Raw genomic sequence first — 23,477 nt, 5'->3', positions numbered from 1 at the left:
TCTTTGCATGGTCTGTTCCAAGGAGGTCCGGTTCTATCTATTCGTTGCGTCTGTCTTCCACAGGCATGAAGCCGCGTTCGTGTGTGTGGCAGGAGATGCAGTTGCTGCCGGTATTGTGTTCTTCACCCGTGCCGTCGTTGCGGTAATACTCCGTGTGTGTATGACAAATTTCGCAAATGCCGTCGTACAACGGCGCGCCGTGAATGAAATCCGTTTCGTGATTGAAGTACATTCCGTTGCTGTTCCCCATCGGATTCTCGTTGCGGATGAAATAGTGCGGGTATTGCGGCTGCTGATAGTGCGGACTGTGACACACCCTGCACGCGATTGAGTCCGCACCCAAATGCGTCTGCACCGCCACGGCAAATCCGGTTTCAACATGACAGCTTCGGCACAAGTGATCCCCGAACCACCACTCTTCACGCGGGCTTGGATAAATGTACGGCCGTAAATGGCAGCTGTTGCAATTCACGCCCTCTGTCACATGATGTGGAGAATCGTGAGGCGTGTCGAGAGGGTTCGTATATCGCCCGTCATTCAATCGCTCGGAAGCAAGCTTGGCAGAAAAACCCGGCTCGCTGATGCCGGTTTCCGTCACAACTCGATAGTAACAAAGTTCAAACGGATTTGTGTTCCACGCATCCGTGAACGTAGTGTCACTTGTGAAGGCAATATCCTCGACCGCCGCTTCTGCGAACTCCAAATCTTCTGTTCGTTCAACGCGATAGCCAAGCGCACCCAATTGCGGATTCCAATTCAACTGTGCGCCCTCTTCAGTCCACATTATTGTCAAATCCAAAGGTGGATTGACCGGGATGTTCCCCTCACTGATACCGTAAACCCAAACGCAATTTGTCGACGGCGACGACACATACAGTACTTCCCCGTCAACCGCGATGTCGATTCCTCCGCGAATTTCCGGCGTACCCAATTCAGCCGAGAAACCGAACACTCCTGCGGAGTCGAACACCTGCACCAAATCTACCAATACATCGAGTGTCCATATTTGCCCCAATCCGTCCACGTCGATTCCAAATGTGCGGAATGTTGCACCGTCTGTGTAGAGTCCGTTGCCTTCCAATCCCCACCGCCTTAACCAATTCCCATCCAGCGTGAAGGCTTGAAATCTGTAATTGTTCTGGTCGTTGACAATCAGCTCCTCGGTCAGCGGATTGCAGGCCATCGCCACGGGTTCGTCGAACCGTCCGTTGAAGTATCCGTATTGTCCGATAGTGCCAAGCGGCTCTCCCGTCCCGGAAAACACCTTTATGATATCGTCGTCGTCCGCTACGAACACTCTGCCGTCCGGCACGCTCACAATGTCATGCGGATCGACAAAGTAGTTTTCCGCCAACCCATACGTCACCAGCAGTTCCCCGGTGGTCGATATCTTGCGCACCGCACTGCCGACTGATACGATCAAATTCCCGTCCTGTGCAAACTCGATCGCTCCCGGAGGACCGTCAAGCTCAATTGTGCCAGCCAAAACTCCGTCCGATCCGAACACGAAAATCGCCTGCTCGAGAGGCGAGGTCACATAAAGCATGTGCGATCCCCGGTCACACGCGAGTCGCGTTGCCGAAGGAATGTTACACCACGTCGCTTCAAAGTTCAGTTCAACCGCAGCAACACGGGAGACTGCAACGGCCGAAAACAGGATTGCCCAGCGAAAGGGATGAGAAGAGAAATGCGCGGTCTTCATACAGAAATATCTCCGTTGCAGGCAGATTCATTGCCTGCTCGATTGTCCGTCCGCATCAAATTACATAGCAAGATACGGCAGACTCTAACAAATCACAAGTGGATTTTCACCGAATGACAAACATCACTGTTCTGTGTCATTATCACTAACACATTGCAATTTACACAGTAACAAATCCGGATATTTTATTACATTTCCCGGTCGCTCAAGACGGGGAGGCATTGTGTAATCTCTACAAAATTTGTCGTATTTGCCTAAGCAGAAGTTCCTGCTATGCTTAGCTGTGAAATTTTTTTCACAGTAAAAGCGGGTATGCATCGTTGCATACCCGCTTCCATTTGGCAAATGTTAGAGACTATTTCTTCAACAATTCGTCCAAACGCTCGAAGCTCTGAGCCCAACCTTCCGTTGCACCCATCGCCACGATCTTGTCCCGGCCGTCGTTCGTCTCAAACTCGGTAATGGTTGTCATCTTGGTCCTGCCACCAATCTCTTCAAGCAGCAAGGTAATTCTGCTATCCGGCGGCGGCCCGCCCGGCCCCCAAAAATCTCCTTCAATGACCTTGTCCATCCACACAAGCTTCTCAATCGGCACAATTTCCTCGAAGATGAACAAACACGGATACTCCCCTCCGTCCGGCCCAACCATTGTAATGGTAAACTTTCCGCCGCGACGCATGTCAACATTGCAGTCCTTGTTTGTGAACCCGTGTGGTCCCCACCATTCCAGCAAATGCTCTTTCCTGGTGAATGCGTCCCAGACCAGTTGCCGCGGCGCATCAAACATACGCGTGAAAACTATCTTCCTGTCGAGGATTTCTACCTTCATCTTATCTACTGCTGACATTTCTTTCTCCCGGTTCTTTATGTTTTTCTTCGCTCGACGTCCCGACCTGACTACAGCGTCGTGCATCAACACTCCACGGTCCTGCTGACGTCTAATCGGGCAATGGTGCCGTACTCACTACTTCTTCGACTTCTTCGCTTCGCGAGCCTTTAGGTTGGCTTCGTTTTCCCTCATTCTTGCTTTCACAAGCTTCTTAACCAGCGTAACCGGAAGCGGCTTGTCCGGCGTGAAATGAATGGTCGCTGTCGCGGTCGAATAGTTGGACAACTCCTTTGCGTGTGCCTCGAACACGTCCGTGCTCATAACCATGAAGCTGAGATGATTCTTGAACGCCGCAAATGCCACCAGGCCTCCGCAATAATGAAACATTGGAATCCGGTAACTGATTTTCAACTCAGCGTCCTTGGCTGCAGACCAAATCGTATCCCGCAGCTGCACGAGAGCCTCACGCTGTTCATTTGGAAGAGCCTTCAAGTATTTGTCAACTTCGCTGCTCATCATCACAAGCTCGCAAGCAGTTTGTCCAGCCTGTCAAAGCTGACTCCCATTCCGTCGTCCATGCCAGTCTGAATTGCGCTGTCCCGTGCGGCACGCGAAGGATAGGTTATCGTCATAGTCATTCTTGTCTGACCGTCTTCTTGCGTGAACACGACGTCGTTCACCGACTCAGGCCACGGTTCACCCCAGTTCTCGGTCGATACGATTCGCTCCGGTGACACGACTTCCTTGAATAGGCCGTGCAACCACATGTCTTCCCGCTCCGGCCGCCGCCACACATAGCGCCACTGACCGCCCGGCCGCAAATCCTGCTCGACGACTTCCATCGTCCAACCCTCCGGTCCGGTCATCCAGCATTGCAGGTGCTTTGCCTCCGTCCACGCCTTCCATACCAACTCACGCGGCGCCTCAAACATCCGTGTAAAACATACTTGATTCTCGGACGGCAGCGTCAATGACAATCTCGTGTCTGCCGACTGCCGGTTCATCACCGTTGCTTCCAATCGCTCCAGCGTTTGCACAGCCCCCTCAATCGCGCCGTAATTCTCCACTACAAAGTCCCGCTCCTGTGCCGTCGCGAAAATTGAACGCAGCGTTACATTCGTCTTGCCCGAGCGGTCTTCAAAAGTCACCACCGCCTCAAACAAGATGTGTGAATGTTCGCCTTCACCCGTATGCTTATAGTAGATGTAATTGGGCTTCTCGATATCTTCAAAGACAACCCGGTTCAGAAAGTCCGTTCCGTCCGGACCGTGCATCGTAAATCGCCACGTCCCGCCATTTCGAAAATCAAAGTCCCGAATTGTTGTGCGAAATCCGTTCGGTCCCCACCATTGTGTGATATGCTTTGGATCCGTCCATACTTGCCAGACCATTTCGCGCGGCGCGTTGATAAGTCGTGAGGTCACGACTTCCCGTTCAGCCGCTGATTGTGCAGTCGCTGTCTTCGTCATATCACACTCGCCCCCAGCTCTGCCAGCAGCTCGTCGAGCATATCGTAGCTCTCGGCCGCTCCATATTCCATTCCCGAGTTCACCATGCCGTCACGGTCCATCTTTGATGTAAACGTCATCACCGCGACAATCTTCGTTTGCCGTCCATGATCCTCAAATGTGACGTCGTCCTGCACGATGTGACCGGCCATCGGCTCATACTCGAAGGTGTAGCCCAGCGCGTCAATCGGCGACACCGCTGTGAACTCCCCGCGAAACGCATGCACCGTTCCTGTCGGATCAGTCTGCAGGAATCGGTATTTCCCCCCGACGCGAACTTCAAGCTTTTCGACTTTCGTCGTGGTGCTTCGAAGACCCCACCACTTCTCAAGCATCTCTGCTTTTGTGAACGCGTCCCACACCAATTGCCGCGGCGCGTCAAACATGCGTTCCATCCGTACCTCCGTGTCGGTTGGCATCGTGACGTGCAGTTTGTGTCGTGCCGTGCTGTGAGTCGTTGCTGACATCTTTTTCCCCTGTTCTGTTGGTTGTTTATCGAGACCCATTTGAATTATTGTTACTTACCGGCTCGCCGGCTATTCTGTGCCGGACGGTTTGGACTGCAAATGCCGAAGATAATCGTCCAAACGGTCAAAGCGCTCTTCCCACATCTTCCGGTATTGTTCAATCCAGTCCGAAGCTTCCTTCAGAGGTAGTGCTTCCAATTTCGCAGGACGCCATTGGGCATGCCGCGTTCGCGAAATCAGCCCCGCCTTCTCCAGCACTTTCAAGTGCTTAGTTATCGCCGGTGCAGTCATCCGAAAAGGCTTGGCCAGGTCACTTACAGAGGTTTCGCCGGAACTTAAACGAGCCAGAATTGCTCGCCGAGTTGGATCTGAAAGTGCTGAAAATGTTTGACTTAATCTATCTTGCATGGTCGTAATAAACAAATTAGTTAATTAACCTGTCGGTAAGATACAAAAACAAAACCCGTTTGTCAAGGGGGCAAATCCATTTCAGACATTTCCTACAAATTCTTCCGTCAGAGTCTTGATTTTTGAACCGGCCGTAAAGTATATTAGGAGTATTAGACCTTTTACTCTTATAATCTATTCTTTAATAACAAGGAAATCCTATGAACCGCGCCAACTCCATAGCTGCCTGCTGCCTCCTTTTTCTCTCCTTGAACCTGACCGCTTCAGGTCAAGTCAAGTGAGCCTCCCCGAATCTCCCGGTCGGGAGTTTTCTGGCTACACAAGCCTTCGAACCTGGTAATCTTCAGCTCGGTATCGCGTATGAATATGAACTCAGTAATCACGCGCATCGAGGACACGATGTAACGGCCAATCCCAAGGAGGAAATCACCAAGTTCTCCACAGTAAATCTCAGAGCGACTTATGCGCTCAGCGAACGGGTACGACTGCATGGCTTGCTGCCGCTGCGCAGCATTCTTGCCCCGAAAACCGATGTTGAATCCGGCGACCGTTACCTGCGCGAATTCTCGGGAGTTGGAGATGTACTTGCCTCGGCAACCTACCTCGTTCATTCTGCTCCTACTAAAGACCAAACCATCTTCGCAATAACTGCAGGACTCAGGCTCCCCACAGGTGACTCGAATCCCGACCACGATTGGGGCTATGGCAATTCGCGCGACCCCGTGCTGCAGCCGGGCTACGGGACAGTCGACCCGCTCCTCGGTCTGTCCTTCGGACGAAAACTCGGACGGTACGGCATCACCGCCACCGCAACCGCGAGACTTTCAGGCGGCACCAATGTACACGGCTATCGCTATGCGGACGAATATCAAGCGACAGCTGGCGCTTCACGCGCACTGGCTGATTGGGTTGATGCAGGGCTCAGTGGTGCGCTGTTGACTTCCGCGCATGACTTCGATAATGGAGCAATGGTCCAAAACACAGGCGGCTTATGGGGATACATCATCCCACAACTCACTCTGAAGTCGACGGGAGTCAGCTTTGAGCCAAGTGTCCAGATCCCCGTTTACTCCTTCGTCAATGGAGGACAATTGGTTTCCGATGCCATCTACTCGATTGGACTGACTTTTGATGTGAAACGTTCGGCCTCCGCTGTCCACACCAGCGCGGCAAACAACTCATTCTCGGCTGTCAGACCTCAGAACTTTCAGCGTGCGTCAAGCTGCGGCCACTGCGGTCTGTCCGGAGTCGTTCACCCCCAAAACATGACACTGATCGAAATCATGTCCGAAGTATGCGGAACCTGTCGCGACTTTGAACCCAAAATCGCGCAGTTCGCCGCCGCGCATCCTGAAATCGCAGTTAAGCAGGTGGACTATTTCAGTCTGACCCAACCTCAATTGACTGAACTCGGGATCGCTGAAACTCCGACTCTACTGCTCTACGCGCCGGATGGTTCCCTCATTGAACAAGTTACGGGCACAGACCTGAAATCCATTGAATCACATCTTCGGTAAAATAAGTAATGGCCGAACATGTTGATTCGGAGAGGGTGGGGATTCCCCGCCCTTTCCTTTTTCTCCCCGCCGATTTGAAGAGAGTGGTGCCCGCACTTTTTGCTTGAGGAGGCGCACACTGTCTTTTCTGTCAAAATCTTGCTACATTATGTCCGGGTGCCCTAAATTAATGAGTCTGCCCAACCAATGCAAACCGAATAATAAGAGGGAAAAACATGAAACTGAAACCTTGGATTCTCTGTTTGGCTGCACTCTTGGTTCTATCCTTTCTGACCTCGCCGGCACACGCGATGGTCCTCAAAAAGACCTGGATCCTGCAAGGTACGGCTGGATTCTCAACCTCGAGCGGCGATCTCTATGGCGATGAGACTCGAACGACGTTCTCGCTTTCACCAACTGTCCACTACACAATCATGGACAAATTCGGCATCGGAGGTACCCTGGATTACACAAATACCAGTCACGGTGATGCCAGCAGCAGTGGGCTGGCAATTGGACCGTCCGTCCGCTACTACTTCGGAAAAGAGGTAGATAAGAGAGTCGGTACTATCAACCCCTACTTGGGTGGCGGTATTTTCCTGCAATCCAACTCCTATGACGACGGCAACCCGAATACAAATGAAGAAGACCAGAGCGGCTCCACCATTCAACTGCTTGGCGGTGTCGCCTTCTTCCTGAGCAACACTGTGGCAATCACGCCCGAACTGTCCATCAATCTGGAAAGCTTGGAGGACGAATCCGGAACAACCATCATGCTTGGTATCGGTATCACCGGATTTCTGCACCAATAGTAGAGTCGCGAACCGCAGCACGTAAGGCAGCCAAATGGCTGCCTTTCTTGCACTTCACTAGTACGCCTGACCTCATTCCGGCCGCACGCGTATCCTTTTCAAATCTCGTGCGTCTAATAGGGTGAACGGTTAAACTGCAGTCAGCCTAAAGGGTAGCCTTTCTGAATAAATCTCAGGTCGCGGATTACTGTAAACAGTATCACGGCACAATCTTTCGCTACATCGCCTACCGGGTAACAAATCGGTCGGACGCTGAAGACCTCACGTCCGAGGTGTTCCTGCGTACCTTGAATTCTCGGGAAGAGTCTCCGAATTCACCCTTGTCGTGGCTCTATTCAATCGCGGAAAACCTGATCATTGATTACTACCGCCGCCGCGCCGTCAGACAGCAGGCCTTTCAAGAGCAATCGGATGATGAAACGCCGGATGCCCCCGCGCCATCCAGCGATCTGACGCAGGCCATTGATCTGGCCGACGCTCTGAAAACTCTTTCCGGAGAACACTACCAGGTGGTATTGATGCGATTCATCGAAGGCTATTCACTGCGGGAAGTTGCCGATACGCTTGGCAAGACAGAAGGTGCCGTCAAGGCACTGCAGTTCCGCGCGCTGTCCAAATTGCGCGGCATTCTTAAAGAGGACGTACATGCACAATAATGATAATATTCAGGCCGACTCGCTTGAGCGGCTCCTGCAAAACGATGCGGACTCCTCCGCCGCTGCAGACGTGCGTGAACTTGCGGCAATTGCAGATAGTCTGAAAAGTTTGCACCGCCCTGAACCCTCCGCGAATGCACTACGCGAGTGCCTCGACAAAATCATTCAGTCGAAACCGGCTCCTGTCATTCAATGGAGCATGCGCAAGCAGATGTTCGCATGGGCGGCCTCCATTTTAATCATGCTGAGCGTTGCCGCCGGTGGAGTTCTTGCCTCGCGTCACAGCCAGCCCGGTCAACTCATGTATCCGGTCAAACGGATGTATGAGGATGTGCGGTACTTCCTGACCATTTCGCCAAGCGGCAAAGCTCAATGGTGTGTCTGCATCTCGGAACGAAGGCTCAATGAGTTCGTCGCCTCCACCAAGGACGGCACCGTTCGTCCTGCAATTCTAAGTTCGATGCTTGCCACTAACCGCCGTGCCATCAGTCTCAGCGAGAAGATGCCCGCAGAGGAACGGGAAGTGCTCCTCGCGGAACTTGCTTCGCTCTGCAGTCTGCAGGGCGCCGCTCTGAACGACTTGAATCAATGCTGCATTCTGCCTGATGATACTGCGCTCGTTTCCGCTGCGATTGCCGAATGTATGTCCTGCTGTAACTGCGTTTGTATTCCGACAGAACAATAAACCAATCCATTCATCTATTAGGAGAACCTATGAAAAACATCTCATTCAAACTCCCTGTTCTGTTTGTCGTCCTCGTGTTCAGCGCGTTAAGCTTCGCCGGTGACTGCAATATGTCGTCTGCCGCGTGCGATCCGTCCAATTGCCCGCCGGGGTGCTGCACTCCCGCCGAGTGCGCCGCCATGTGTGGTGAGTCCTGCAGTTGGGATCAGTCCCAGTGGAAGCACCTTCGCTACGATGCAAACGGGCATCTCTCCAAGCAGCTCTCGTCCCGTCAGGCTCACAGTATTGCCAAGCAATACCTTGCCAAGAACAACCTCGAAGGTCGGGTGAAAATCGTCGAGAGTGACGATGTCACATACACCTTAATCGTCAAGAGTGCGGCAAACGACTCCGCCAGGAAACTGCAAGTCAACCGCAAGAATGGCTGGGTTCGTCAACTGAACGCGTGATTCCGGATTCGATTCTCACAAAAGCCCGGCCGTTGGTCGGGCTTTTGAATTTCTGGGGATGAAGACCTGCCAGTATGCCTCCAACAAAATAACTGCAATAAAAAATATGGTTCAAAACATCATATTCTTATATACTGAGAATTCATCATATATCAATTCCATGCTAAATTACCTTTCTGTACGAATACTCTTGACACTGCTGCGAAATGTGTTACTTTTCATGTACCATTTGTCACGATGGCGTCGAATTGCTTTCCAAGCAAACTGATTCGCATCGACTACGCCGGCGACAAACGCATTGCGCTGAAACACGATTCGTTCCGTTACCCGATCCGCTTGTTTCGTTCCTAAGCTAAGGAGCTGCGATGCCCCCGCAAGTTTCCCGCCTCATCATGATCTTTGCCGTAATCGGTCTTGCCTTCATCGCCACGCGATGGTGGGCCAGACCGGACACCTTCGGTCAGTACGGCCACTATCGCGGAAGCGCCCTGTCCGCCGCAGTGGACAAAGAACCTCACTACATCAACAAGTCGGTGTGCGTCGAGTGTCATGATGAAGAAGCCGCGCTGCATGTCGCCGGACCGCATAAGAAAGTCTCGTGCCAAATCTGTCACGGCGCGGGAGCCGTACATGCCGAGGATCCCCAAGCCTCCAACATCCGTAAGCCCGAAGTTACCTCAACTTGTCAACGCTGTCATGAAAAACGCGCCGCTCGACCGGCGCGTTTTCCGCAAATAGAGACTGCGGAGCACGCAGACAACGAGCCTTGCAACTCTTGCCATGTCGTGCACAACCCGTCTGAAACCAAGTGAGGCTGTGATGGAGAATAAGACGTGCATGCTCAGTCAGGCGAATAATCCAATTCCTGAACTTGGTGTCAGCCCCGCTGAAATGGCTGATGCGTCGCGGCGTGATTTCTTGAAAACGCTCGGCACCGCCTGCGTTGCGATTGCTCTTGCGCCGCTCGCTGAAAAACTTGCTCTTGCGGACGAAGTTGCGTCGGACAAACAAATTCCCGCCGATTACGACTGGAGTAAGCATAAGTGGGGAATGGCCATTGACGTCGAGAAGTGCATCGGCTGTGGTCATTGCGTGGTCGCCTGTAAAGAAGAAAACGGCGTACCCAAAGAGCCGTTCTATTTCCGCACATGGGTCGAGCGGTATCAGCAGTATGGCGAGGAGACGGTTGTCGATTCGCCGAACGGCGGATACGAAGGATTTTCACTCGAAAACCAGCGCGAGGAAAAGCCCGACAAATCGTTCTTTGTCCCGAAACTCTGCAATGCGTGCGAGCACTCGCCGTGCGTGCAAGTTTGTCCCGTCGGCGCGACGTTTGAAACTCCAGATGGCGCAGTGCTTGTCGATGCCGAATACTGTATCGGCTGCCGATACTGCATTCAGGCCTGTCCGTACGGCACACGCTTCTTGAATCCGATTACAGGCGTCGCCGACAAATGCACCTTGTGTTATCATCGTATCCATGACGGCCGGCAGCCGGCCTGCGTCGAGAATTGTCCCACTCAGGCGAGACTCTTCGGCGACTTGAAAGACAAACAGGGGCCTCTCAACCAATTCCTGCGCGAACACAAAATACATGTATTGAAGCCTCACCTTAACACCTATCCGAAGGTGTTCTACCACGGCATCGATAAGGAGGTGCGCTGATGCCCGACTACAGTCACCTCTATGAGGCCTTGAAAAATGTCGTTGGGTATATTTATCCCAATGATGTCGAGGCGCATTGGAGCATCCTCATCGTTCTCTATCCCTATCTGACAGGACTCGTCGCGGGCGCGTTCATTCTTGCCTCTCTCGAACGGGTGTTTAACGTGCGCGAAGTGCGGCCAACCTATCGTTTGGCCTTGCTAACCGCGTTGGCCTTCATGCTCATTGCCCCGCTGCCGTTGCTGTCGCACCTCTCCAAACCGTGGCGGTTTTGGGAGATCCTCGTGACCCCGCATCTCACCTCTGCCATGGCCATGTTCGGCTTCGTTTACATGTGGTACCTGATGGTCGTGCTTCTCCTCGAAATCTGGTTCGACTATCGCCGTGATTTCGTCGTCTGGTCGCAGCAGAGCACGGGCTTCAAGAAGTTCCTTTACAAAACTCTCACTCTGGGTGTGACGGATATCTCCGAAAAAGCTATTCGCTTCGACGAGGCTGCGGTAAAAACCATTACCATAATCGGTATCCCTTCCGCGTTTCTTCTGCACGGCTACGTCGGCTTCATCTTCGGATCGGTGAAGGCCAATCCGTGGTGGTCGAGTGTACTGATGCCCGTCATTTTCCTGTTTTCCGCGATTGTTTCGGGAATTGCACTGGTGATGCTGATCTATCTGCTCTCCAACAAGATCCGGCGCGTAGGGCAGAACATGGAATGCCTGGACACGCTGGGACGGTATCTGCTGTATGTGTTTATCATCGATTTCGCTCTCGAAGGGCTGGACGTGATACAGCGTACCTACACTTCCGAGGAATCCTTCGACATTCTCTACGCGCTCGTACATGGACACCTGTTTGAGACGCATATCCTCTTCCAGTTGATTCTGGGCACGCTGATTCCCATCACGATGCTTGGACTTATCCAGCTTCGCAATATTGAGCCGCAAACAAGAGTCTGGATGTATTGGCTCTCCTCTGTGCTGACACTTGCCGGGATATTTTTCATGCGCTGGAACGTGGTGATCGGCGGGCAGCTCTTCAGCAAGAGTCTGCGCGGGTTCACAACCTACAAGGTTGGTCTTGTTGGCTGGGAAGGAGGTCTCATGGCGCTTGGTCAGGCCATACTTCCAGTCCTCATTCTTGCTCTCTTAATCAAGCTTCTGCCACCGTGGCAGGAGCATCCGCAATCCGACCGCGCTCACTGAGCAGCTTTTCGACGCCTGCGCGGAGTGTCCTTGAACTCGTAAAGGAGGTTCGCATGGAACAGCCGGTTTTCTCGTGGCGTAGCTTTGACCGCATGTCGCAAGTCCTGCAATCCGTTGGATACGTCGTTGTTGTGTTTGGCACCATCACCGGACTCATTGTCACCGCGATGACAGATTCGTACATCCGGCTTGCCGGTGTCATGTTAATTGTCCTGAGCGTGCTCATCGGACTCTATCACGTGAGCTTCTCTATGGTCATGACCGCAATGCACAAGCTGATGAGCAGGCTTGACGCCGGACGGGAAGAAGAGGAGTAATCGGTAAGTCGTTACCTGAAGTCTAGGCCGGCGACTCCAGAAACAAGAAGACGGCGGCCCTGATTTCGTTACGGAACTCCATTCGTGGCTCACATGAGCGGGGGGAAGTCAAGGCTTTGCTCGCGGCAATGTCTTGTTAAAGGGAATACTGTTTCCTCGTCGTCAGGCAATCTCTTGTCAAGGACGATCTCGATGCCTTTTTCTAAACTATATGTAAATTAACAGCCCGGTGTTCGTCGGGCTGTTTCTTTTTCACAGTTTCTCTATCTTGCCTCCAAATTGGAAGAAAATCCATTAATTATCTATTTTATATAGCTTTCATAAATTCAATATTCAGAAAATAGTTATTGACCATGCGTTCAATTATTGTTATCTTAAGGCTGTGTTTTAGTAAACCTCTGCACTTTTCTGCTCGCACTCTGCCAGCTGTCCCGAGATCCAGAAACCCGTCCAAGTTGCCAGTTGACTTTAGTCCTCAAAATTCATATACTTGGGTTCACTTGCGACTTTTTGGAAGTCCTTAATTTTTAAGAAGTCAGCACTTGCGCCCGTAGCTCAACTGGATAGAGCGTCTGGCTACGGACCAGAAGGTTTGGGGTTCGAATCCCTACGGGCGTACAGACAACCGAAAATCGAGGTTGATCCGGTGAAGCAGAATCTGGTGGAAATTGTCGCACAATGAGCTTCAACAGCTTCCTCGAATCCTTCGGAAAACCTGACCACGACCGCTGGATGGGCGCGGCTCTGGCAGAAGCGGAACTCGCAGCTGAGAAAGACGAAGTTCCTATCGGCTGTGTCATCGTGCACAACGGGCTGGTGATCGGGCGGGGTCACAACCTCACGGAAAGTCTCCAGGACCCGACCGCGCACGCGGAAATCATTGCGATAACGGCGGCGGCTGAAGCACTCGGCAGCCGCCGTTTGTTAGATTGTACCCTCTACGTCACCCTCGAACCTTGCGCCATGTGCGCCGGTGCGATTGTGCTCGCTCGCGTTCCTTATGTTGTCTATGGCGCCGCCGACCCTAAAGCCGGTGCCTGCGACTCACTTTACACTTTGCTCTCCGATCCGCGCTTGAACCACCGCTCGCATCTCGTGCGAAAAGTGCGCGAAGCCGAATGCTCGGAAGCGCTCTCACGTTTCTTCGCCAAAAAGCGGGACGAAAAAAAACTTGGCCAATCCGACTCCTAATTCTCTTGAGCAACTTCGCACTCGCTTGATGCAGCGCGCAGAAAGCAGCATTCCCGTTTGGCCGGTCTCCATCAGACCGTGCGCTGAACGAAATGCCATGGCTTTGCTTTTGGGAACGCTTCTTGGCAAACTTCCCGCCGATGACGTTGCGCCGCTCGTGCGGCCGATTCTCAACGAGCAGGAAGAAAACGGGAGTTGGAGCAATGATTTATCTCGGACACTCGAAATCGTCCAGGCACTGTCGCAATCACAACGACCTGAAGCGCGCCCTCATCTGAATAAGGCTGTGACTTGGCTTGAAGAGCATCCGAAGCGCAAGCAGCTGCGCGCCGAAACGCTGTTGCTCTTGGGGCACACGACCGGACTTGGTGCACCGATACGCTTCAAGAATCTGCTCAAGCCCGCGCTCCGAGTTGCGGTCGAATGGAGCTTCCGCAACCACAACACGTCCCGCAAGCTCGCCGCGCATCTGCTCATGAACGACGCAGGACGTGACAACACTCGAATGTCAGAGCTCATCCGCAGACAACTCAGTGACGGCAGCTGGGAAGGCAATGTGCGCACGACTGCGTTGGCCATGGCCGCGCTCCGGCAGGCCGGATTGCCCGGTTCGGATTCGCTCTTTGAACGCGGCTTTCGCTTCATGCGCGTGCTGCAGCAGTGGGACGGGAAGGATTTAATTCAATCGCCTTGCGATATGACCGTGGCATTGCATGCCGCGACCGTGCGCGCATTGCTCTTGGCGGGTGCCGAAAACAACGACGTCGCACCGTCAGTTATGCTGCTTCTGCATCAACAAGACCCGTCGGGCGGCTGGGCCATAGGCAGCGGCCAGGATGTGGATGTCTTAACCACCGCCGCTGTGCTGGATGCGCTCTCGCTGTTCGGAGACGTTCCGCTCGAAACACATTGGGCCAGACGCCGTGCTGCGGCATTTCTGGCAGCGGCACAGAACCCGGACGGCAGCTACTCTGTGATTCCTGAATACAGATGGTATCGCATGCGCGGCCTGCGTGAAGCGAGTGCCGATGCAACAAGCGCGGCCTTGTTCGCGCTTTGCGAATGCGGTGAACAGAGCTCTATTGGAGTGATGAACAAAGCGGCTGCCTTCGTCAAGAGACAGCAGTTGAAGAACGGCGCCTTCCCCGCGTCAACCATGAAGTCGCAATTGGCCAGTACCGTGCTGGCTGCCGAAGCCCTCGATGCTTTTGGCGGCGCTCGTGCGCAGGTTGAACGGGCGCTCGATTGGATTATCACTCAACAGCATGTGCTCGGCGGTTTCGGCGATGAGCTCGGCCTGACGTCGTGGCATACGGCCATGGCGATTCGCGGCTTGAGTCTGCGCCCGGCAAAGTATGCCGAACAGCTTGCCACCGCGCGCACTCATCTGACAATGCGGCAGGACGATGATACGAAGTGGTGGCACGATTCCGCACTAAACGTGTACGCGACCGGTGTCGACAAACGCGTCAGCGTCACCGAAATTTCTACACTCGCCGCACTGGAAGCGCTCACCGTGTCGAGCAGATTGCGCGCATTGCGTACGCGCAAGCAGCGCGCGACACCGACTCCGAAAGGTTAGATTCGTGACGCTCTTTGAAGAGTTTCAATGGCGCGGACTGGTCTTCGATGCGACTGCGGAAACCGCTGAAGCCGTTAAGCAGCCGCTGGTGGTCTATTCGGGCTTTGACCCGACTGCGAAATCGCTGCACGTTGGCAGTCTCGTTCCGCTGCTGCAATTGCGCCGTTGCCAGCTATTCGGTCATACCCCCATTGTGCTGATGGGCGGCGGAACCGGTATGATTGGAGATCCGTCGGGAAAATCTGCTGAACGGAATTTGCAGACGGTGGATCAGATTGCCGAGAATGTCGCAGGAATGGCGAGACAACTGCGGCAGTTTCTCGAATTTGACGGAGTGGCGAATCGCGCGATTTTCGTTGACAATGCCGAATGGCTCAACACCGTCACGATGGTGGAGTTTCTGCGGGAAATCGGCAAGAATTTTTCCGTCAATGTGATGATGCAAAAGGAGTCCGTGCGCAGACGGCTTGAGAGTGAGACAGGTATCTCCTACACGGAATTCACGTACAGCTTGATGCAGGCGTACGACTATCTTGAACTGTTTGACCGTTACAACTGCACGCTGCAAATCGGCGGCAGTGACCAGTGGGGAAATATTACGGCGGGGGCGGATTTGATTCGCCGCAAACGGCAGGGGAAGGCGCACGCGATGGTGTTTCCGCTGCTGACAACTTCCACCGGACAGAAATTCGGGAAAACCGAGGCGGGAACAGTTTGGCTGGATGCCGATATGACGTCGCCGTACCAGTTTTATCAATACTGGTATAACACCGACGACCGCGACGTAGACCGCTATTTGAAGACGTTTACGTTCCTGACGCGCGAGCGGATTGAGGAACTTGCGCAGGTGACGGCGAGTTCACCGGAGAAGAGAATTGCGCAGACGGAGCTGGCGAGAGAAGTGACGAAGCTCGTGCATGGGGAGGGCGGAGTGCAAGCGGCGGAACGCGCGGCGAGAGTTTTGTTTGGCGGAGCGTTGGATGGTTTGTCTGCCAAAGACGTCGCGGGAATATTTGCCGACGTACCCTCGCACTCGATTGCAAAGGGTGAAATTCAAAGCGGCAAAAATGTTGTTGATTTGATCGTCGAAACTGGCTTATTCAAATCTAAAGGCGAAGCGCGGCGGATGATTGAATCGGCGGATAACGGATGCGGCGAGCACTGTGAATCCGAATTTGCTGATTGACGGGGAATTGCTGGTATTGCGCAAGGGGAAGAAGGAATATTTGGTGGTGAGGATTTTCTGAAGGGGCGAGTTGTAGCGTTCAGGTCTGAAAACAAGAACGAGGAAACACGTTTTGACAGCTGAAATTGCAATCCTAAACAAACGTGGCGTAGTGCTTGCGGCGGACAGCGCTGCAACTTTTTCAACCACAGGTGCAACAAAGATAAAGCCAACAGCTGAAAAGATTTTTGCGCTTTCGGCCACAAGACCAATAGGTGTAATGATCTTTGGATCAGCAGAGTTTATTGGTTTTCCATGGGATCTCTTAATAAAATCGTATCGCGATGAAGACCTTAAACAACGCACTTTTGGAACACTCGAAGAATACTCAAGTGATTTTCAGCGATACCTTGCGTCAAGAACTGATTTGTTTTCCAATGATGTACAGCAAAACTACATAATGACGGTTTTCTATAATTGTTTTGTGTCATTGATAAAAACTTTGGTCGAACCCGGCATAAAAAGGACAATAAGAAACAAAGGACGCGCCACACCAAGAGATGTTAGGGCAGTTTTGTCGGCGGCAATTGAGCGCTCAAAGCTGGATTTTGGCAAGAAAAGCTACCGCGCTGGTTACAATAAGCGCATTGAGCGGCAACTTGAAGCTTCGCTTTCTGCCGAAATTGATAAGACAATTTCTGCCGCCTTTGCAAAATTGCCGTTGTCACAAGTTGACCAAAAGAACCTTCGCAAAATTGCTACGATGGCTGTGACTCGTGAATCACTTTTCCCAGAAAATTACTCTGGGATTGTGTTTGCAGGGTATGGTGAAGCTGAGTATTTTCCGCATCTTGTTTATCAAAGGTTCTTTGGTATATTTCAAAATGGTTTGAGAATTCAAGAGATTGCAAAAAGGGAAGTAACACTTGAAAGCGGCGCACTTGTTGTACCGTTTGCGCAAGGTGACATGATAAGCACAGTTATGGAAGGTGTTGACCCAGGGTATCAAAAGGCCATTGAAAACGATATTGGTTCTGTAATTGACATAATAGTTGGAGAAACTATTGCACATGTCGATGGTATCGCTGGCTTAGCGCCGAACCAGAAACAGTTAACAAATGACTTTGCCACTGATCTTGGTAAGAAGGCGAAGTCGGCCTTTTCTGGAAAACTGGAAGAGTATAGGCGCAAGAACTTTGTCTCTCCGATTGTGAGTATTGTTAAATCTCTCGATAAAGCAGATTTGGCTGAAATGGCACTGACATTGGTAAACTTGACTTCTTTTAAGAGGCGAGTTTCAACTGACGAAGAGACAGTCGGAGGACCTGTCGATGTTGCCATCATTTCCAAGAATGACGGCTTTGTATGGAAGGAACGCAAATTGTATTTTGATTCGTCGCTGAATCCACGTCATATGGCACGATACTAGGAGGTGAGGAATGGCAAGAAGTGTAAAAGCGATTTCGGTAACTTCAATTGAACAGTTTCGACAGTTCTATTTGGGGGAAAAGGACCATATAGGAACACCTCAAGAGTTACTTGTAGCATCAAGGCCTACTACAGGTGTTGTTGATGCCGTAAAGTCTGAGATAAGAAAACTGAAGCGAAAATCGCAGAATAAGAAGTAGCCCTGCCTGAGTGTTTGTTTTGCACTAAAGCGAAGAAGTAGCATTAAGTAAAAGACTTGAGTATGTTCGTCTCGATTGGAATACATAGACATCCTAAGCCTGAGAAGCCCGCCGCATGATTGAATCGGGCCGGATAACGGATGCGGCGAGCACTGTGAATCCGAATTTGCTGATTGACGGGGAATTGCTGGTATTGCGCAAGGGGAAGAAGGAATATTTGGTGGTGAGGGTTGGGTAAAGAAAGCCCCGCGTCACGGGACGCAGGGCTATCATATTCAGAGTCTGGCGAAATTATTTGGAACCGGCGTACGCTGTCATCCCGTGCCAATCGACCACAACGACAGGCTCATCTCCGACCACCCAAGCATCGTGGCCTGAAGGCAGCATGGAAACATCGCCGGGCTTCAAATCAAATTCAGTTCCGTCATCCATCTTGACATGCAGGACACCGGCGACGTGATATTGAAAGTGCGGTGCCTCACAGCTCGCGGTTCCCGAAGCTTCCTTTAGCGATGTTGACCACTTCCAGCCCGGCTGGAAGGTAGCGCGGCCGATCATGACCCCGCCGACATTGACCAGTTCCAGTTTCCCCAGCGGAAACTCGCGGACTTCATCGGGTTTGGCAAAGGTCTTGTGAATCGCAGCTGCCGTTGTTGCGGCTTCGCCCGTGGTCTGCGCGGCCGCGGTCAGCACACAAGCGCAGATGATTAATGCAAGGCACAGTGTCTTCATGGTTTCTCCCGTTCTTTAATTTGGCGGAACTTACAAACAAAGGCTGCGGTAACGAATGCGTGCGGTGCCCGCCTCCGAAATAAGTTAATGACAAGATTCGGTATTTGCAATAGCATGCGATAAATACCTATTGTGTCTCAAAAGTGCCTTGCGGTCGTGCCTTAAGCCCTTCCAACCGGAGTACGCAGCTTGTTTGTTTCCATTGGCATACATCGACATCCCAAGCCTGAGAAGCGTGACCTTCTGATTGACTCCATGCGCAGATTCGGCGCGGCAATGAAGACGTGCAAGGGTCTGCGGGATGTGTATCAACTTGAGGACAAGGACACAGGCGCGCTGATTGGATTGGCGATTTGGGAGACAAAAGAGGATTGGCTGGCGGCACGTCCCGTCATGCTTGAAGCGATAAAAGACGATCCGATTGAGGAGTGGGAAGAGAGCGAACCGGAAGGGTTTCGCTGTACGCCGGTTTGAGTTTGATGGTGAGGGAAAGTGGAGGGTATATGAGAATCGCAGTTTTGTCTTGTCTGCTTGCGCTGGCAGGACACACGTACGCATATGACATTGAGGAATTCACGCGTGATGCAAAGGCGCATCACGCGCGCCAGCTTGAAACTTTGGGAGGTTTGCGGCTGGACGTGACAGGCACCATTTCCCAGCCGGGTCACGAGAGCTATGACATTGAGGCCAAGTACTACACGCGCGGCAGACGCTGGCGCACGGACGCGACGCTTAGGCAAACCGGCAAGACGGAAGGGTTTCCGCTATCCGTGCTGTTTGACGGTCAAAAGGTCTGGGCACAGATTCTGGGGATGAAGCTCGAAGTTCCGCGCGGAGATGTTGACAATCGTGTACGCGGATACTTATATTGGGAAGAGCCTGCAGCAGGTTCGACCATTGCCGGAGAAGAGACCGTTAACGGTCGGGCATGCTGGGTGATTACCACTCCGCTGCGCGAAGAAGACGGTACCGCCGTAACGATGAAAAGCTGGTACGACAAGGAGCATTTCGTTCTGGTGCAGTCGGAGAGTACGCTCGACACGAAACCGGTTCGCATGGAGTTTGGCGACTTGCGCGGCATAGAGGGCTACATGATTCCGCACTCGATGCGCGCTGTGCAAAGCGACGTGCAGATTGTGAGCGGACAGATTACTTCCGCCGCGACGGGCAAGGACGTCAGCGATGCGATATTCGATTCGGCAAGTCTCGACGGCAAAGATTTTCCGGACATGGCCGAACTGATGCGCACGATGCAGATTTTCGGCCAAGTGTTTACGAAGGAAGTGTCGAAACTGCTCAAGGAGTAGATGGCGGAAGATAATGAGTGCAATGCCATTGCGGGTCAGGTAGCTCACAACGGCATTTTGAAAGTGTGGAGAGATGGCAGAGTGGTCGAATGCGGCGGCCTCGAAAGCCGTTGTACCGCTTGTCGGTACCGGGGGTTCGAATCCCTCTCTCTCCGCCGGGACAGCGGCGGGAGTTGTCGTGAACGATGATGACTTCCGCCGCGTCCGGTTTAATTGAAAGACAGTACCGCGGGGAAATTTGTGAGGCGGCGTGCGCAAAATCCTGAAAGTAACAGGTTTGTTCTTTCTCACCGCGGCCACGGCATTGTTCGCGCTCGCGTTTTTCAGCACTAGTATGTTCAGACAATTCGGTGCGACACCAGCGGGTGAACGACTGCAGAGGCTGCATACGTCACCGCTTTATAACGGGAAATCGCTGCAGAATCCAAGTTCGTTCGGGTCTGATGAGATGGGATCGTTTCTGACCATGCTCAAGGAAATGTTGCTGGGCAGGGAGCAGCGAACTCCATTGACTCCGGTGCAGACGGCTGAGTTTGACACACATGCGTTTGCGGAGCGAGATTCGAATGGCGTGCGGATCGTGTGGATCGGGCATTCGACGGTTCTAATCGAAATGGACGGTTTTCGCATCTTAACCGATCCGGTGTTCAGCAAACGCTGTTCGCCGACAAGTCTGATGGGGCCTGTGAGATTTCACGAGGTGAATATACCCGACGACCTTCTGCGAACGCTTGACGTCGTGCTGATTTCCCATGACCACTTCGATCATCTGGATATGCCGACGATTGAAAAACTGGCAGAACTGGATGTGCCATTTGTGGTACCGCTGGGAGTAGGCGCGCATTTGGAATCATGGGGAGTTCCGACAACCAGAATCCGCGAGCACGTGTGGTGGGAAACGGCGAGCTTTGCAGAGGGAGCGCTTGAATTTGTCTGCACACCTGCACGGCATTTTTCGGGACGCGGGTTTACGCGCAATCAGACGTTGTGGGCGTCCTGGGTGATTCGCACAAATGCGCGCTCCATTTATTTCAGCGGTGACAGCGGCTACTTCGAGGGTTTCAAGGAGATCGGCGAGAAATTCGGGCCGTTCGAATTGACGATGATTGAGATGGCCGCATATCATGAAGAGCTGTGGCCGAGTGTGCACATGTGGCCGGAACAAGCGGTGCAAGCGCATATGGACTTGCGCGGCGAGATGATGCTGCCGATTCATTGGGGCACCTTCAATTTGGCTTTTCATGCGTGGGACGAGCCGGCGGAGCGACTGTTGAAAGCCGCAGCGGCGGCGGATGTACGTGTGGCAACACCCCGTCCGGGGCAACTGATGTACGTGGAATACGGTCCGATCACGGAGCCGTGGTGGCGAGAGGCCAAGTAAGTACGGAGTGACTGCCGCAAGGTTTGTCGAAGGTTATTGAGGGAATATTCAATGTCAGCGGATTCACGGGCAAACATAAACACAAACATGACTGCAGCGGATTTACTTGCTCAACTTGAGTTCAGTCACTTTTGTATCGTCACGAACCTTGAAGGTGTGACGGAATCGATGGCGCTTACGGAACCGCAACCCGGCGGCAATCCTGTTAATCGTGTCCTCGGTCACATCGTGGTTGTTCGCAGAAGCCTGTTCAAAATGTTCGGACTGCCCATGCCGCTGAACATCGAGTGGGCAAAGTTCTACAATGCATCGTGGGATGAAGTGGATAAGACAAAAGTCCTGTCGCTTGCAGAGCTGAAGCGGGAGGAGCTTGAGACATATGAGCAATTGAAGTCTGCAATTCAAGGCTTTTCTGGGAATTGGGACGAGCGATATCCTGAAAGCACCACTGATCGTCCGCAGACATTCGGGCAGCGTGCGCAGTTCTTTATGATGCACGAGGCTTACCATGCCGGACAGCTGGGGAGTTTGAGAAGAGTCTTAGGGTTGCCGGGAAAAATATAGTTCGTACAATTCTCGAAAGGGGAGAAGCATGGGACGACCGATTCATTTCGAACTGCAGAGCAAGGATTGTGAGAAGGCACAGAAATTCTACGGTGATTTGTTCGGCTGGAAGTTTCAGCAGTTCGGCGGACACGAGTACTGGTTGGCTATGACCGGTGAGGGACCGGGGATTGACGGAGGATTGATGCCGTCCAACGGTTTGCAGAATTGGGTGTGCACGATGGATGTTGAGAATCTCGACAGCCATATGCAAAAAGTCGAGCATGCAGGAGGGACTATCGTTGTGCCGAAGATGCCGATTCCGGGCATGGGTTGGGTTGCCTACGGAAAGGATTTGGACGGCAATATTTTCGGGATGTTCCAAGGCGATTCTAACGCGGCCTGAGGCTTACCGATGAGCACTACAACCGTCAAGCTGAAGGATGGCGACAAGGGTATTGCAGGATACTTGAAAAGCCTGAACAAGACTCAAAGGGAAATCGCAGAGTCGCTGCACGCGCTGATTATGAAGACTCTGCCGAAAGCTGAAGTGCGTGTCAAGTGGGGATATCCTTGGTATGAACTCAATGGCGGGAATGTCGCATACCTTGCGGGTGTGGCCAACCGTGTGAACTTCGGATTTCCGAATGGAGCCGAGCTTGCGAGTGATTTGCTGGAAGGCACAGGCAAGGGAATGCGGCATATCAAGGTATCCTCTGTTGAGGAGATTCAGTCTCGCAGCTTCGCTGCATTGCTGAAGGAAGCTGCGAAGCTGACCGAGAGTAAGGCAAAGAAATCCGCGACACCGGCAACAAAGACGAGCGCAGCGGCAAAGCCGGCAAAGAAGGCGGAGGCAGCTCCGGCAGATTCATTCACGTTTGACAGCGTCATGGCTGAACTGAAGAAACGCGGCACGGCGCAAAATGTCAAGATTTATAAACGGCATGGTGCGACCGAACCTCTCTTCGGTGTGAGCTTCGCGGATTTGAAGGAACTTAAGAAGAAGATCAAGACAAATCACGCATTGGCTCAAAAGTTGTGGGCATCAAAGAACGCAGATGCGCGGAATCTGGCGATGATGATCGCAGACCCGGATCAATTCACATCAAGTGAAATCGATCTCTGGGTGAAGGACTTGGGCAACTATGGTGTTTGTATGATGATCGGCGATCTAATCGGGAAAACGAAATTCGCTCACACAAAGGCTGAGACATGGATCAAGTCGAAGGATGAGTGGATCAGCCAAACAGGCTGGACGATAGTGGGCGGATTAGCACTGAATCCCGATTCAGGATTACCGGACTCATATTTCGAGGATCGGCTTAAGATCATCGAAAAGGAGATTCATGGCGTGAAGAATTACACGCGTTATGCCATGAACAACGCACTGATCAGCATAGGTGCCCGCAGCGAAAAACTGCGCAAACTCGCGATAGCGGCGGCGGAGAGAATCGGTAGAGTCCATGTCGATCACGGCGAAACCGGCTGCAAGACACCTGAGGCAATTCCTTATATCGAAAAGATGTGGGCGCGCAAGAAGAAATAGAGAACAGAAGTCCGCGCGCAATTTTAGGAGCAATCGAAAACTGAAGCGCGGCAATGTTGCCCACTTATCAAGTGGGGAGAGGTGGCCGAGTGGTTGAAGGCACACGCTTGGAAGGCGTGCATACGGGAAACCGTATCGGGGGTTCGAATCCCCCTCTCTCCGCCATTGACTTAGCCCTTGACATGAGAATGTCAGGGGCTTTGTCT

General features: G+C 52.5%; 26 protein-coding genes, 3 tRNA genes and 2 pseudogenes. 23 read left to right on the top strand and 8 right to left on the bottom strand.

Annotated elements, in window-relative coordinates:
• Positions 1–37: 37 nt before the first annotated feature.
• From HUU59_12080 to HUU59_12050, 7 genes are all read right to left on the bottom strand, one after another.
• Positions 38–1,702 carry a hypothetical protein gene (locus tag HUU59_12080; GenBank protein NUO20175.1) on the bottom strand — a complete coding sequence of 555 codons (1,665 nt, stop codon included), beginning with the start codon at positions 1,700–1,702 and terminating at the stop codon, positions 38–40.
• Positions 1,703–2,057: 355 nt separating this feature from the next.
• A complete protein-coding gene (locus HUU59_12075) occupies positions 2,058–2,549 on the bottom strand; it encodes an SRPBCC domain-containing protein (protein NUO20174.1) in 492 nt (163 codons plus the stop codon).
• Positions 2,550–2,666: 117 nt separating this feature from the next.
• Positions 2,667–3,050 carry a DUF1801 domain-containing protein gene (locus HUU59_12070; GenBank protein ID NUO20173.1) on the bottom strand — a complete coding sequence of 128 codons (384 nt, stop codon included), beginning with the start codon at positions 3,048–3,050 and terminating at the stop codon, positions 2,667–2,669.
• Positions 3,050–4,000, bottom strand: coding sequence for an SRPBCC domain-containing protein (locus tag HUU59_12065; protein ID NUO20172.1), 951 nt, complete (start codon positions 3,998–4,000; stop codon positions 3,050–3,052). The genes HUU59_12070 and HUU59_12065 overlap by 1 nt, the downstream gene beginning before the upstream one ends.
• Positions 3,997–4,506, bottom strand: coding sequence for an SRPBCC family protein (locus HUU59_12060; protein NUO20171.1), 510 nt, complete (start codon positions 4,504–4,506; stop codon positions 3,997–3,999). Before HUU59_12060 ends, HUU59_12065 begins: the two co-directional genes overlap by 4 nt.
• Positions 4,507–4,575: 69 nt before the next feature.
• The gene (locus tag HUU59_12055) at positions 4,576–4,914 is read right to left on the bottom strand and encodes a winged helix-turn-helix transcriptional regulator (protein NUO20170.1); all 339 of its coding nucleotides are present in this window, start codon (positions 4,912–4,914) and stop codon (positions 4,576–4,578) included.
• A gap of 263 nt (positions 4,915–5,177) precedes the next feature.
• Positions 5,178–5,405: a hypothetical protein gene (locus tag HUU59_12050; GenBank protein NUO20169.1), complete on the bottom strand. Its 228-nt coding sequence runs from the start codon at positions 5,403–5,405 to the stop codon at positions 5,178–5,180.
• Between the two features lie 3 nt (positions 5,406–5,408).
• Between HUU59_12050 and HUU59_12045 the strand changes: the two genes are divergently transcribed.
• The 15 genes and pseudogenes from HUU59_12045 to HUU59_11975 all read left to right on the top strand — a co-directional run bounded on the left by HUU59_12045 (position 5,409) and on the right by HUU59_11975 (position 17,563).
• Positions 5,409–6,431 (top strand): hypothetical protein, encoded by a 1,023-nt coding sequence (locus HUU59_12045; GenBank protein ID NUO20168.1) that lies wholly within the window; start codon positions 5,409–5,411, stop codon positions 6,429–6,431.
• Positions 6,432–6,646: 215 nt separating this feature from the next.
• Positions 6,647–7,222, top strand: coding sequence for an outer membrane beta-barrel protein (locus HUU59_12040; GenBank protein NUO20167.1), 576 nt, complete (start codon positions 6,647–6,649; stop codon positions 7,220–7,222).
• Between the two features lie 161 nt (positions 7,223–7,383).
• Positions 7,384–7,878 carry a sigma-70 family RNA polymerase sigma factor gene (locus HUU59_12035; GenBank protein ID NUO20166.1) on the top strand — a complete coding sequence of 165 codons (495 nt, stop codon included), beginning with the start codon at positions 7,384–7,386 and terminating at the stop codon, positions 7,876–7,878.
• Positions 7,868–8,563, top strand: coding sequence for a hypothetical protein (locus HUU59_12030; GenBank protein ID NUO20165.1), 696 nt, complete (start codon positions 7,868–7,870; stop codon positions 8,561–8,563). Before HUU59_12035 ends, HUU59_12030 begins: the two co-directional genes overlap by 11 nt.
• Before the next feature lie 29 nt (positions 8,564–8,592).
• On the top strand, positions 8,593–9,012 hold the full coding sequence (locus HUU59_12025; GenBank protein ID NUO20164.1) for a hypothetical protein: 420 nt from the start codon (positions 8,593–8,595) through the stop codon (positions 9,010–9,012).
• 365 nt (positions 9,013–9,377) lie between these two features.
• Positions 9,378–9,824 (top strand): hypothetical protein, encoded by a 447-nt coding sequence (locus tag HUU59_12020; protein NUO20163.1) that lies wholly within the window; start codon positions 9,378–9,380, stop codon positions 9,822–9,824.
• Positions 9,793–9,975, top strand: a pseudogene (locus HUU59_12015) (twin-arginine translocation signal domain-containing protein). The gene HUU59_12020 and the pseudogene HUU59_12015 overlap by 32 nt, the downstream one beginning before the upstream one ends.
• Positions 9,904–10,677: a 4Fe-4S dicluster domain-containing protein gene (locus HUU59_12010; GenBank protein NUO20162.1), complete on the top strand. Its 774-nt coding sequence runs from the start codon at positions 9,904–9,906 to the stop codon at positions 10,675–10,677. The pseudogene HUU59_12015 and the gene HUU59_12010 overlap by 72 nt, the downstream one beginning before the upstream one ends.
• Positions 10,677–11,879: a polysulfide reductase NrfD gene (gene nrfD / locus HUU59_12005; protein NUO20161.1), complete on the top strand. Its 1,203-nt coding sequence runs from the start codon at positions 10,677–10,679 to the stop codon at positions 11,877–11,879. The genes HUU59_12010 and nrfD overlap by 1 nt, the downstream gene beginning before the upstream one ends.
• Positions 11,880–11,932: 53 nt before the next feature.
• Positions 11,933–12,196, top strand: coding sequence for a hypothetical protein (locus HUU59_12000; protein ID NUO20160.1), 264 nt, complete (start codon positions 11,933–11,935; stop codon positions 12,194–12,196).
• 544 nt (positions 12,197–12,740) lie between these two features.
• Positions 12,741–12,814, top strand: a tRNA-Arg gene (locus HUU59_11995).
• Positions 12,815–12,874: 60 nt separating this feature from the next.
• Entirely contained in the window at positions 12,875–13,387 is a 513-nt protein-coding gene (locus HUU59_11990; GenBank protein NUO20159.1) for a nucleoside deaminase, read from the top strand.
• The gene (locus HUU59_11985) at positions 13,368–14,969 is read left to right on the top strand and encodes a terpene cyclase/mutase family protein (protein NUO20158.1); all 1,602 of its coding nucleotides are present in this window, start codon (positions 13,368–13,370) and stop codon (positions 14,967–14,969) included. Before HUU59_11990 ends, HUU59_11985 begins: the two co-directional genes overlap by 20 nt.
• Before the next feature lie 4 nt (positions 14,970–14,973).
• Positions 14,974–16,216, top strand: a pseudogene (locus HUU59_11980) (tyrosine--tRNA ligase).
• Between the two features lie 51 nt (positions 16,217–16,267).
• Positions 16,268–17,563, top strand: coding sequence for a hypothetical protein (locus tag HUU59_11975; protein NUO20157.1), 1,296 nt, complete (start codon positions 16,268–16,270; stop codon positions 17,561–17,563).
• A 490-nt stretch (positions 17,564–18,053) separates the two neighbouring features.
• Here HUU59_11975 and HUU59_11970 read toward each other — a convergent pair whose 3' ends face one another.
• The gene (locus HUU59_11970) at positions 18,054–18,401 is read right to left on the bottom strand and encodes a cupin domain-containing protein (protein NUO20156.1); all 348 of its coding nucleotides are present in this window, start codon (positions 18,399–18,401) and stop codon (positions 18,054–18,056) included.
• A gap of 282 nt (positions 18,402–18,683) precedes the next feature.
• On the opposite strand from HUU59_11970, the gene HUU59_11965 reads away from it, so the two are divergent.
• The 8 genes from HUU59_11965 (at position 18,684) to HUU59_11930 (ending at position 23,436) form a co-directional block, all read left to right on the top strand.
• Positions 18,684–18,968 carry a hypothetical protein gene (locus HUU59_11965; GenBank protein NUO20155.1) on the top strand — a complete coding sequence of 95 codons (285 nt, stop codon included), beginning with the start codon at positions 18,684–18,686 and terminating at the stop codon, positions 18,966–18,968.
• Between the two features lie 29 nt (positions 18,969–18,997).
• Entirely contained in the window at positions 18,998–19,801 is an 804-nt protein-coding gene (locus HUU59_11960; protein NUO20154.1) for a hypothetical protein, read from the top strand.
• Between the two features lie 67 nt (positions 19,802–19,868).
• Positions 19,869–19,956: transfer RNA gene (locus HUU59_11955), tRNA-Ser, on the top strand.
• Positions 19,957–20,135: 179 nt separating this feature from the next.
• Entirely contained in the window at positions 20,136–21,182 is a 1,047-nt protein-coding gene (locus HUU59_11950; protein NUO20153.1) for an MBL fold metallo-hydrolase, read from the top strand.
• 51 nt (positions 21,183–21,233) lie between these two features.
• Positions 21,234–21,746 (top strand): DinB family protein, encoded by a 513-nt coding sequence (locus HUU59_11945; GenBank protein NUO20152.1) that lies wholly within the window; start codon positions 21,234–21,236, stop codon positions 21,744–21,746.
• Between the two features lie 28 nt (positions 21,747–21,774).
• Entirely contained in the window at positions 21,775–22,131 is a 357-nt protein-coding gene (locus HUU59_11940; GenBank protein NUO20151.1) for a VOC family protein, read from the top strand.
• A gap of 9 nt (positions 22,132–22,140) precedes the next feature.
• Positions 22,141–23,271, top strand: a complete 1,131-nt coding sequence (locus HUU59_11935) for a DNA alkylation repair protein (GenBank protein NUO20150.1) — start codon at positions 22,141–22,143, stop codon at positions 23,269–23,271.
• Between the two features lie 75 nt (positions 23,272–23,346).
• Positions 23,347–23,436, top strand: a tRNA-Ser gene (locus HUU59_11930).
• Positions 23,437–23,477: the final 41 nt, after the last annotated feature.

The sequence above is a fragment of the bacterium genome (assembly GCA_013360195.1).
Classification (GTDB): Bacteria; Electryoneota; RPQS01; order RPQS01; family RPQS01; genus JABWCQ01.
Note: the sequence above shows the minus strand (reverse complement) of the source record. Positions and strands in the feature narration are given on the sequence as shown.